11 protein-coding genes are annotated in these 11,024 nt (G+C 33.0%); 3 read left to right on the forward strand and 8 right to left on the reverse strand.

Annotated elements, in window-relative coordinates; genetic code table 11:
• On the forward strand, nucleotides 1–286 hold a 286-nt coding region (locus tag QZZ53_RS05865; RefSeq protein WP_296382495.1), incomplete at its 5' end, for an isoamylase early set domain-containing protein.
• A 61-nt stretch (nucleotides 287–347) separates the two neighbouring features.
• On the opposite strand, the gene QZZ53_RS05870 is transcribed toward QZZ53_RS05865, so the two are convergent.
• The 7 genes from QZZ53_RS05870 to QZZ53_RS05900 all read right to left on the reverse strand — a co-directional run bounded on the left by QZZ53_RS05870 (nucleotide 348) and on the right by QZZ53_RS05900 (nucleotide 6,474).
• A complete protein-coding gene (locus QZZ53_RS05870; protein ID WP_296382497.1) occupies nucleotides 348–818 on the reverse strand; it encodes a hypothetical protein in 471 nt (156 codons plus the stop codon).
• Between the two features lie 3 nt (nucleotides 819–821).
• Nucleotides 822–1,184, reverse strand: a complete 363-nt coding sequence (locus QZZ53_RS05875) for a hypothetical protein (protein ID WP_296382499.1) — start codon at nucleotides 1,182–1,184, stop codon at nucleotides 822–824.
• 9 nt (nucleotides 1,185–1,193) lie between these two features.
• Complete coding sequence (locus tag QZZ53_RS05880; RefSeq protein WP_296382502.1) at nucleotides 1,194–2,018, reverse strand: thymidylate synthase; 825 nt, start codon at nucleotides 2,016–2,018, stop codon at nucleotides 1,194–1,196.
• A gap of 194 nt (nucleotides 2,019–2,212) precedes the next feature.
• A complete protein-coding gene (locus QZZ53_RS05885) occupies nucleotides 2,213–3,970 on the reverse strand; it encodes a nucleoside transporter C-terminal domain-containing protein (protein WP_296382504.1) in 1,758 nt (585 codons plus the stop codon).
• Between the two features lie 16 nt (nucleotides 3,971–3,986).
• Nucleotides 3,987–4,601, reverse strand: a complete 615-nt coding sequence (locus QZZ53_RS05890; protein WP_296382506.1) for a bifunctional nuclease family protein — start codon at nucleotides 4,599–4,601, stop codon at nucleotides 3,987–3,989.
• Between the two features lie 153 nt (nucleotides 4,602–4,754).
• Nucleotides 4,755–5,717, reverse strand: coding sequence for an electron transfer flavoprotein subunit alpha/FixB family protein (locus tag QZZ53_RS05895; protein WP_296382509.1), 963 nt, complete (start codon nucleotides 5,715–5,717; stop codon nucleotides 4,755–4,757).
• 10 nt (nucleotides 5,718–5,727) lie between these two features.
• Entirely contained in the window at nucleotides 5,728–6,474 is a 747-nt protein-coding gene (locus QZZ53_RS05900; RefSeq protein WP_296382511.1) for an electron transfer flavoprotein subunit beta/FixA family protein, read from the reverse strand.
• A 284-nt stretch (nucleotides 6,475–6,758) separates the two neighbouring features.
• Here QZZ53_RS05900 and QZZ53_RS05905 point away from each other — a divergent pair, with 284 nt between their 5' ends.
• Both QZZ53_RS05905 and QZZ53_RS05910 read left to right on the forward strand, forming a co-directional pair.
• The gene (locus tag QZZ53_RS05905; RefSeq protein ID WP_296382513.1) at nucleotides 6,759–7,736 is read left to right on the forward strand and encodes a pyruvate dehydrogenase complex E1 component subunit beta; all 978 of its coding nucleotides are present in this window, start codon (nucleotides 6,759–6,761) and stop codon (nucleotides 7,734–7,736) included.
• Between the two features lie 90 nt (nucleotides 7,737–7,826).
• On the forward strand, nucleotides 7,827–10,337 hold the full coding sequence (locus QZZ53_RS05910) for a DUF5686 and carboxypeptidase-like regulatory domain-containing protein (protein ID WP_296382514.1): 2,511 nt from the start codon (nucleotides 7,827–7,829) through the stop codon (nucleotides 10,335–10,337).
• A gap of 97 nt (nucleotides 10,338–10,434) precedes the next feature.
• Here the strand turns inward: QZZ53_RS05910 and QZZ53_RS05915 are convergent, their stop codons facing one another.
• Nucleotides 10,435–10,974, reverse strand: coding sequence for a DinB family protein (locus QZZ53_RS05915; protein WP_296382518.1), 540 nt, complete (start codon nucleotides 10,972–10,974; stop codon nucleotides 10,435–10,437).
• Nucleotides 10,975–11,024 lie beyond the last annotated feature (50 nt).

The raw sequence follows: 11,024 nt of genomic DNA on the forward strand, positions 1-11,024 counted from the left end.
GTATTTAAAAAGTAAGCCAGTTTGTAAGGTAACATTTTCTGTACCTGCAGAAGAGGCAAAAAGTGTAGCAGTTGTAGGAAGCTTTAACGAGTGGAACACAAAAAAAGCTACTAAATTGAAAAAATTAAAGAATGGTACTTTCAAAGGGACTGTTGATTTAGCAAGCGAAAATTCTTATGAATTTAGATACCTAGTTGATGGTAAGACTTACCAAAACGACGAGCAAGCAGATTCTTATGCTTGGAACGACTTTGCAGCAGCAGAGAATGGTGTATTAAGTTTATAAGGAATTCCTTAGAACAACATTTTATTAAAGCGTTTCGATTTTTAGAGGCGCTTTTTGTGTTTTAGCCTAACAAGCGAACCGTCATTAAAGCACTGAATGATGTGGGAATAGGTTTTCCATTCTTCGTTCCTGGCACTTTGAATTTTGGCATTCGTTTTATAAGCTGTATAACATCAATAGCAATAGCTTTATGGTTGGCTTTAACATTAATTTGTTCTGCTCTTCCTTTTTTATTAATGGTGAATTCTACATAGAATTTTGTAGTTAAATCTATAGGAAAAACTCTATGAGCTAATTCATAGTTAAAACTAACCGTAATATAATCTATGATTTTTTCGGTGGTACATTTTTTGGTTTCCTCGAAACTTAAATTCTTCTCACAACCTCTATAAACAGGATAAGTAGCATTAACTATTTTGTTGTTTTTATGGCTTACAATTGCTACTATAGGTATGGAATAAGGAAATTTAACTGGTTTTCCTTTAATATAAGCTGGAGATGAAAACTTTGGCAATAATTTTAAAACACGCAATGCTTAATTTTCTAAATGTTCATTTGGTCCTTCAGCTGTTCTATCAACAATATTTCCTTGTTCGTCTACACTAAAGGTGACAAATATTCTAACCTTTCCTGGTGAGACTTTAGAATTTTCTAGTAGTGTTGTATTATAATTTTCTTTAAAAAAATCAGCATTTTTTTTATTTACACATTCCTTTTTTCCAGTATAAGTCATCCATTTTTCACAACCCTTATATACAGGAACATCATTAAAAGTACTATCTCTTTTAATTTCTTTTGAAGCTGTTAAAGAATCCAATTCAGAAAACGTAAATGTCTTTTCTTGAGCACTTAAACAAAAGCAACAAAGAAAAACAAGGGTGAAAGTGAAAATTTTCATAAAGTGAATTTAGACAGCAACAACACCTTTGATATGTGGATGTGGATTGTAATCTACTAAAGTAAAGTCTTCAAATTTAAAAGAGAAAATGTCTTTAACTTCTGGATTAAGAATCATTTTTGGTAATGGTCTTAGGTTTCTAGATAATTGTAATTCTAACTGTTCTAAATGATTGCTGTAGATATGTGCATCTCCAAAAGTATGTATGAATTCACCAGCTTCAAATCCGCAAACTTGAGCCATCATCATTGTAAATAGCGCATAAGAAGCAATATTAAAAGGTACGCCTAAAAATATATCTGCACTACGTTGGTACAATTGACATGATAATTTTCCATCAGCAACATAGAATTGAAAGAAAGCATGGCATGGTGGTAAAGCAGCTTTCCCGTTAGCTACGTTTTCTGAGAATGATTTTGAAGTATCTGGCAATACTGAAGGGTTCCAAGCGGAAACCATCATTCTACGACTGTTCGGATTATTCTTTAAAGTTGCTATAACTTCCTTAATCTGATCAATATCCTCACTTGCCCAATTTCTCCATTGATGACCATAAACTGGTCCTAAGTCTCCGTTTTCATCTGCCCAATCATTCCAAATACGTACTCCGTTTTCTGTTAAATATTTTGTGTTTGTATCGCCTTTTAAGAACCAAAGCAATTCATAAATAATAGACTTAAGATGTAGTTTTTTTGTTGTTACCATCGGAAAACCTTCACTTAAATCAAAACGCATTTGATGACCAAAAACACTTTTTGTTCCTGTTCCTGTTCTGTCTCCCTTTTCGTTTCCTTCTGCTAAAACGTGCTTTACTAAGTCGTGATATTGTTTCATACTAACTTCCTGCAAAAAGCAGAAATCTTTTTAAATTAAACTTAAGTTTCTTGGAATGAAATGCTAAAAACACGTTCAGCATGACTTCAGGCGAAAATAAAAAAAAAGCATCAAAATTTAATATTTGATGCTTCACTATATATAAGAAGTTATTAACTATAAATTATAAGATTCTTAGTTTCTCAGGAATTGGATTACCCAATTATCATACCTGCGATAGTTGCAGAAATCAATGATGCAATAGTACCACCAATTAAAGCTTTCATACCAAACTTAGACAATTGTTTACGTTGTCCTGGTGCCAAAGATCCAATACCACCAATCTGAATTCCAATAGAAGCAAAATTAGCAAAACCACATAGCATGTATGTTGCCATGATTATTGACTTTTCGTAAGTAAGATGCGTAGCATTGGCTACATTTTTTAAATCAGCTAATTGGATATAGCCAATAAATTCACTTGCTGCTAGTTTAATTCCTAATAATTGCCCCATTAATGCCATGTCTTCTCCAGCTACACCGATTAACCACATTAGAGGTGCAAAAATGTATCCTAGAATAAACTCTAGTGAAAGACTATCGTAAGCTGTATTATTAGCAATTACTTCGTTTAATGAAGTAAAATGCCAATCTATATTTAATGCATCAATAGTGAATCCATTAAAACCTGCAACGCCTCCTAAAATACCATTAATCATTGCGATAAATGCGACAAAAACTAATAGCATTGCTCCAACATTTACTGCTAATTTTAAACCTTCAGTTGTTCCGTTGGCAATAGCTTCTAAAATATTAGAACCTATTTTATCTTGAGCGACAGCCACATCAGTATTTACTTTTTCGGTTTGTGGGAACAATATTTTTGAAACTACAATAGCTCCAGGTGCTGCCATAACAGATGCTGCTAATAAATGCTTAGCATAAAACAATTGTAGTTCTGTGTCTTCTCCTCCTAAAAAGCCAATGTACGCAGCTAAAACAGCTCCAGCTACAGTTGCCATACCACCAATCATTACCAGTAGTATTTCGGACTTATTCATTTTTTCTAAATAAGCCTTAATTAATAATGGTGCTTCTGTTTGCCCTAAGAAAATATTACCAGCAACACTTAAACTTTCTGCTCCAGAAATTCCTAGAATTTTAGTGAGTAGCCATCCCATGCCTTTAACTACTTTTTGAATAATTCCTAAATAGAATAAGACTGAGGTTAAAGCAGAAAAGAAAATAATAGTAGGTAATACTTGAAAAGCAAAAATAAAACCGAAAGAGGTTACATCTAGCATTCCTCCAAATAAGAATTCACTACCAGCCTGAGTAAAACCTAAAATAGCAATAAATCCTTGTCCAACATATTCAAAAATAGATTTTACAAAATCAACTTTTAAAACACCAATAGCAATTATAAGTTGAAAAGTTAAACCAATTCCAACTGTTTTCCAATTAATAGCTTTACGATTACTACTAAATAAAAAGGCAATAAAAATTAAGGTGATCATCCCTAAAATTCCGCGCCATAAACTGTTTATGGAAAATCCTTGATTAGGAATAATAGTATCAGATGTATTTGCTACAACTGGTAAAACTTCTGCGTCAAGCTTTTTTGATGATTTGAATTTATAAATAATGCTTTTTTCAGAAAAGACTAATGTAGAATCTGTGAGGCTTTGAATTTTGTAGCGTCTAATAGTATCATTTGGCTGACTATAGTAAAACACTAAAAGATTATTCTGAAGCATATAATCTCCCGAAGCTTTTAAATTATTTTTAGCTTCTAGCGTATAATTGAACTCTCCTTTATTAAAATTGATATTATCGTTTTCAGTAATATTGAAAAGTGAATTACCTGAAGAACTTTCAATAGCTGCAAACTGCCATGTTTTCTCTAGCTCTTGTGCTGTTATTGATGAAAGTCCAATAAAAATAGCAAGAAACGCCTTGAAAAACTGATTCATGAAAGTGTGTGTTTAGTTAACGTTTAGAAATTTCGTCTCTTATTTTTGCAGCCATTTCATAATCTTCATTAGTTACGGCTTCATCTAAAAGGTTGTGAAGTTCTTCTATAGATTTATCTTTATAGCCTTCTTGTTCAAACGTTGCAGCTTCAATTTCTTCTGCAACAATATCATCAACAAGGATACTATCTTGTTCTTCATCATCCTTTTTTGGGTTGACCTTAAGATAGATTCCGGCTTTATCTAAAATATTTTTGTAGGTGAAAATTGGTGCTTGAAAACGTAAAGCCAATGCAATAGCATCGCTAGTTCTAGCATCAATAATTTCTTCAATCTTATCGCGCTCGCATATTAAACTTGAGTAAAATACACCATCTACCAATTTGTGAATAATCACTTGTTTTACAACAATATCAAATCGGTCTGCGAAGTTTTTAAATAAGTCGTGAGTTAAAGGGCGTGGAGGACGAATTTCTTTTTCTAAAGCAATAGCAATAGACTGTGCTTCGAAAGCTCCTATGACGATAGGTAATTTTCTGTCACCATCGACTTCATTTAGAATTAATGCGTAGGCACCATTCTGCGTTTGGCTGTAAGAAATGCCTTTTATATTTAAACGAACTAAACTCATAAATTATTAAAACACAAAGAACTGTTTAAATTACGACTTTACCAACTGCCTAAGGCAGATTTGGTTATTATTCTCTATACTTTCGATGAAACGTAAGTTGCTTAGAGTTTTTCTTAATTTAAACAGCCCTTTTGTGAATACAAGGTAATAAAATTATGCGTTTTGAGCTTTAAAAGCTTTTAATTTTTCAATAAGTTTTGGTACCACTTCAAAAGCATCACCAACAACTCCATAATCAGCCGCCTTAAAGAAAGGAGCTTCTGGGTCTGTATTGATAACTACTTTTACTTTAGAAGAGTTAATACCTGCTAAATGCTGAATTGCTCCAGAAATTCCTATTGCAATGTATAAGTTAGATGCTACAGGTTTTCCTGTTTGCCCAACATGTTCGCTATGTGGTCTCCAACCTAAATCAGATACTGGTTTAGAGCAAGCTGTTGCTGCTCCTAGAACTTCTGCTAACTCTTCAATCATTCCCCAGTTTTCAGGACCTTTTAAACCACGTCCACCTGAAACAACAACTTCGGCATCTGCAATACTGACCTTATCAGTAGCTCTGTCTACAGACTCTACACTAACTCCAGATTCTGGTAATGATGGAGAGAAATCTTCAACTGAAGCACTTCCGCCAGATTCAACCAAACCGAAAGAATTGTTAGATAAACCAACAATTTTTACATCTGTTGTAATTTCTGTATTTGCGAATGCTTTATTTGTAAATGTAGAACGTTTTACTATAAATGGGGATACACTAGATGGTGTTTCTACCACATTAGAAACATAACCTGCTTCTAATCCTACAGCTAACAATGGAGCTAAATATTTACTGTCAGCACTAGCGCTAACTACAACTACTTTTGTATCTTCTTGCTTAGCAGCACTTTCAATTACGGCAGCGTATTTTTTTGCATTAAATGTGTTTAAAGTGTCATCCTTAATAGAAAGCACTTTCGAGGCTCCGTAGTTTCCTAAGCTTTCAGCATTTTCTGCATTAACAGTAACAGCAGTAACTGATGTTTCCATTTGATCTGCAATTGCTTTTGCGTAAGACACAACTTCTAATGCAGCTTTCTTAAATTTTCCGTTTTCGGATTCTGTATATACTATAATAGACATAATTCTTTTTTTAAATCACCTTAGCTTCGTTATGAAGTAAGCTTACTAATTCATCAATATTATCTGCATTAACTAACTTTACAGCACCTTTTGGAGCTGGCTTCTCATAGCTAGTTACTTTTGTTTCTGCACTAGCATCTGCTGGTTCGAGAACAGTTAATGGTTTTTTACGAGCCATCATAATACCTCTCATGTTAGGAATACGTAAATCACTTTCTTCTACTAATCCTTTTTGCCCACCAATCACTAAAGGTAAAGCAGTACTTACAGTTTCTTTTCCACCATCAATTTCTCTAACTGCTTTTGCGTTGGTTCCATCGACTTCAAGACCAATACAATTGGCAACAAAATTGGCATTGGTTAAACCGGCTAACATACCTGGTACCATTCCTCCATTATAATCAATCGATTCTCTACCTGCAATTACTAAATCATAGCTACCATCATTAACCACTTTTGCTAATTGTTTAGCAACGAAAAAACCATCTGCAGCTTCAGTATTTACTCTAATTGCAGCATCTGCACCAATTGCTAATGCTTTTCTTAGAGTTGGCTCAGTTTCTGCACCACCAACATTAACTACAGTGACACTAGCACCTTGTTTTTCTTTAAACCACATGGCACGTGTTAAACCAAATTCGTCATTAGGATTGATAACAAATTGAACACCATTAGTATCAAACTTGGTGTCACCATCCGTGAAATTAATCTTCGATGTTGTATCAGGAACATGACTAATACATACTAATATCTTCATAAAAAATTATTTATTTAAACGTCTTTTTTTCTAGACGACGAAGGTAAATATAATAATTGAAATTTTACTATGCATGCATAGTAAAATTATTGTTATTTTAAAAATAATAATAATTCAATATCAAATTAGTAGTCAAAACTTCTTATTTTAAGAATTCGATTATTAAATCTAGTATAGAAATCCGTAAAAATCTGTTTCTTTTTAAGCTTCAATTTTATCCGCTTTATTATTTTAAAATTAAACCGAATTATTACTATTTTTGCTACTCGATTAAAAACAAGATAATGAAGACAATTCAATTTAGAGAAGCTATTTGCGAAGCCATGAGCGAAGAAATGCGCAGAGATGAAAGTATTTATCTTATGGGTGAAGAAGTAGCAGAATATAATGGAGCATATAAAGCATCAAAAGGCATGCTAGATGAGTTTGGTGAAAAGCGTGTTATTGATACACCGATTGCTGAGCTTGGTTTTGCAGGTATTGCTATTGGTTCTACAATGACAGGTAATAGACCTATTGTTGAGTATATGACATTTAACTTCTCTTTGGTAGGTATTGATCAAATTATAAATAATGCGGCTAAGATTAGACAAATGTCTGGAGGACAATTTAAATGCCCAATTGTATTTAGAGGTCCAACAGGTTCTGCAGGTCAGTTGGCAGCAACACACTCACAAGCTTTTGAAAGCTGGTTTGCTAATACTCCAGGTTTAAAAGTTATTGTGCCTTCTAATCCTTATGATGCAAAAGGATTATTGAAATCTGCAATTAGAGATGATGATCCAGTTATTTTTATGGAGAGTGAACAGATGTATGGAGATAAAGGAGAAGTGCCAGAAGGAGAATATACAATTCCGATTGGTGTTGCAGAAATTAAGCGAGAAGGAACTGATGTTACTATCGTTTCATTCGGTAAGATTATAAAAGAAGCGTATAAGGCTGCAGACGAATTAGCTAAAGAAGGTATTTCTTGTGAAATTATAGATTTACGAACAGTACGTCCAATGGATAGAAATGCAATTTTAACTTCAGTTAAGAAAACAAACCGATTAGTAATTTTAGAAGAAGCTTGGCCATTTGGTAATGTAGCAACCGATATTACATATTTAGTGCAATCTGAAGCCTTTGATTATTTAGATGCTCCAGTAGTAAAAATTAATACAGCTGATACACCAGCACCTTATTCACCTGTTTTATTAGCAGAATGGTTGCCAAATAGCGATTCAGTTGTTAAAGCAGTAAAAAAAGTAATGTACAAATAAATAAATTGCAGTTTTCTGCGTTTTTAAACTTCATCGACAACTTTTAAACTATAGTTTAGCATGGTTGTTGATGAAGTTTATTTTTTAAATATGAAGATAAGACTACTTATAGCTTTTTTATGCCTCGGTTTTTTGTCAGCATTAGCGCAGACAAAAGTTAGTGGCCATGTGTTTGATGAAAACAACGAACCTATTTCTTTCGCCAATGTCTTATTCAAAGGTTCAACAGAAGGTACAATTACTAATGAAGATGGAAAATTCTATTTAGAGTCCGATGAGAATTGGGATACCTTAATAGTTTCTTTTATTGGTTTTAAGGTTTTAGAGATTCCGCTTACTAAGCGTGTGACTTACGATCTAAAGTTTATACTAAAAGAAGAAGCAGCTTCGCTCAACGAAGTGGTTATTATAACAGGAAAACAATCTAAAAAAGCATCAGAAAACCCAGCTATACGAATTTTAAAAAAAATATGGGAACGTAAACGTCTTAACGGATTGAGTCAGTTTGATCAATATGAATATGACCAATACGAAAAAGTTGAATTCGATATAAATACAATAGATAGTACGTTAATAAAAAGTAAACTCTTTAGAGGAATGGAGTTTGTTTTTGAAGAAGTAGATACATCTAGTGTTACTGGGAAAACCTATTTGCCTATTTTCTTAAATGAATCAGTAAAAAAGATATCTGGTGATAATGTCATTAATAAAGAGCGAGAAGATTTATTAGGAAATAAAAATTCTGGTTTTAGCAATAATCAAGTGATTATAGATTTTATAGACGATTTGTATTCAGAATATAATGTCTATGATAATTATCTAAAGTTTTTCGATAAAAGCTTTGTGAGTCCATTGAGTCGTACAGGAGTTCAGACTTATAATTATGTGTTGTCTGATAGTGCTTTTATAGACAATAAATGGTGCTATAACATTATCTATTATCCAAGACGTAAAAACGAGTTGACTTTTAAAGGTGATTTTTGGGTCAATGATTCTACTTACGCTATTAAAGAGATTAATCTTCAAGCATCAAAAAGCGCGAATATTAATTGGGTAAAAGAAATCTACATAGAACAAGAGTTCGAAGTTTTAAACGATTCTTTATTCCTTATAAAGCGAGACTATTTTCTTTCAGATTTCGCGTTCAATAAAAAAGAAAAATCAAGAGGTGTTTACGGAAAACGAACCACACTCTATGATAATTATAAATTCAATCAACCAAAGGATAAAGAATATTACGAAAAGGTTGTTTATAATTATGAGGAAGATGTTTACAATAGAGAAGATGACTTTTGGGAGAAGAATAGGTTAGAAGCTCTAAATAAAGATGAAAAGGGTGTCTATAAAATGTTAGATACGCTTAAGACGGTAAAGAAATTTAAACGCCTATATAACATCGGAAGTATTTTGGCATCTGGTTATGTTGAATTTCCAAGTATTAACTTTGATTATGGACCAATCTTTTCAACCTTCGGATTTAATGAAGTTGAAGGTTTAAGGCTACGTACAGGAGGAAGAACCTATTTCGGACCTAATGATACATGGAGGTTAGAAGGATTTTTGGCTTACGGATTTAGAGACGATAAGTTTAAGTATGGTATTTCTGGGAAATGGCTGTTAGATAAAAAGAGTCGATTAACAGTTTTTGGAGGTAACAGGCGAGATGTAGAGCAAATAGGTGCTAGTTTAACTAGTTCTACAGATGTTTTGGGACGTAGTTTAGCATCGTCTTCGGTTATTGGTACTGGTGCTAATGATAAGTTAACTAGTATTAGCTTAACTAATTTAGGTATGTCTATAGAACCTGCTAGAAATTTTGAAGTTCGTTTAGATGGGAGTTTCCGTACATTGAGTTCTGCTTCTCCTACTTTTAGTTTAGATTATAATGACCCAAAATCTTCAACTGGTATTTCTTCTGAAGTAAAACAGTTTGAAAGCCGTTTATCATTGTCTTATTTTCCAAAACGTCAAATGACAGGCTTTGGTGTAGAACGTAAAAACAAGAACGATAATTTTGCGAGGTTATTTGCTCAAGTGAGTCGTGGTGATAGAAATTGGTTTGATAGTGATTTTGATTACACCAAAGTTCAATTTTCATATATACAGCCTTGGCAAGTAGGTGGCTTTGGACGTTTAACAACTTCAGTAGAGGCTGGTAAAACTTTTGGAGAAGTACCATTGTCATTATTGAGTGTTGTGCCTGGAAACCAAACATACTTCTCCATATACAATACCTTCTCTCAGTTGGATTTTTATGAATTTGTAACAGATACCTATACATCTATGCATGTAGAGCATAATTTTAATGGACGTTTATTTTCTCGTATTCCTTTTTTAAAGAAATACAATCTTAGAGCTATTTTGAGTTTAAGAGGTGTTTGGGGAGAATTATCTGATGAAAATATTGCATTAAGTACAACTGGGAATCTAATGGAGATTCCGCTTGTAGCACCAAACTCTCGTGTGTATTATGAGTATAGTGTTGGTGTCGCCAATATTTTTAAAGTATTACGACTAGATTTTAACTTTAGAGGTAATTACTTAGATAATCCTGATGCTAGACGTTTTGGAGTTACAGGAAGCTTTGGGTTTTATTTTTAGAGAGTTTATTTAGTGAGTAGTCTAGAATTAAGCAATTAATTATACAAAGCTTAAGTAAACAATTCATTCAGTTTTCTAATATTTAATTCCGTATGAGTTATTGAAATAAAACATACCTAGGAGGAACTAGTCCATTTAGTCGTAAATAAACAAGCATTTGCCCTCTGTGATGCGTAATGTGGTCAGCAAGTAATGAAAAAATTTGCCGCTTTGATCTCATCAATCCAAAATAGTCTAACTCATCATTTAATTGATTTATATCGAATTGTTTAATTAAGTTGATGGTTTCATCGAATGTTTTGTCAATTAGAGTAATCATTTCTTCTTTAGATTTGTTTGCAACCTTAAAGATGGTATCAGTTTTCCAATCTCTAGATTCTCGTCCTCCTAACAATGACTGACTATGCCAATCAATCGCATATCCTATATGCAACAGGTTCTCTGCAAAAGTCAAAGATTCTTCTGTAGCTTTAAAATTGTACTTATCCTCTGGCATCATTTCTGCCACAGTAATTAAATATTTTCGAGAATTTTCTAATCGCTCTAAATAGTCTTCTATAAAATTATCCTCTTGGGCAAATAGAGGTGATGATACCGAACTAAATAGTATTATAGTTAGGATAAATATATGTCTCATAGTTTCTGAATTTTGTTTGTATAAGATTGCCAAATACGCCTATTATCCCA

Source organism: Winogradskyella sp., assembly GCF_016744625.1.
Classification (GTDB): domain Bacteria; phylum Bacteroidota; class Bacteroidia; order Flavobacteriales; family Flavobacteriaceae; genus Winogradskyella.